Below are 393 nucleotides of genomic sequence, written 5' to 3'. Positions count from 1 at the left end.
GTAGTAAAGCAAGTTTCCCGATGCATCCGTAGCTCAGCTGGATAGAGTACTCGGCTACGAACCGAGCGGTCGGAGGTTCGAATCCTCCCGGATGCACCATATTCTCCTTAGTAACAGCAATATCGTTGTTACATGGTCTGCGAAATTTTCGCCAGCACCAGGGAGGATAACGTTGCGTAAGCAACGGCCCGTAGGGCGAGGCGTAGACGAATCATCCTCCCGGATGCACCATTCTTGCCTGATTCTGATTATTCAGATGAATTCTGTAGTAAACTAGTTATTCCGATGCATCCGTAGCTCAGCTGGATAGAGTACTCGGCTACGAACCGAGCGGTCGGAGGTTCGAATCCTCCCGGATGCACCATATTCTCCTTAGCAACAGCCTTCTCCTTA

General features: G+C 50.6%; 2 tRNA genes. Both read left to right on the top strand.

What is annotated here, in order from left to right:
• Window positions 1-22 precede the first annotated feature (22 nt).
• Window positions 23-99: transfer RNA gene (locus ACLH1U_RS25205), tRNA-Arg, on the top strand.
• Window positions 100-287: 188 nt separating this feature from the next.
• Window positions 288-364, top strand: a tRNA-Arg gene (locus ACLH1U_RS25200).
• The last annotated feature ends 29 nt before the right edge of the window (window positions 365-393 follow it).

The organism is Klebsiella sp. 1SOBk5mer (assembly GCF_046603115.1).
Classification (GTDB): Bacteria; Pseudomonadota; Gammaproteobacteria; order Enterobacterales; family Enterobacteriaceae; genus Klebsiella; species Klebsiella quasipneumoniae.
The sequence above is the reverse complement of the archived record's forward strand: the minus strand, read 5'-3'. Positions and strand labels throughout refer to the sequence as shown.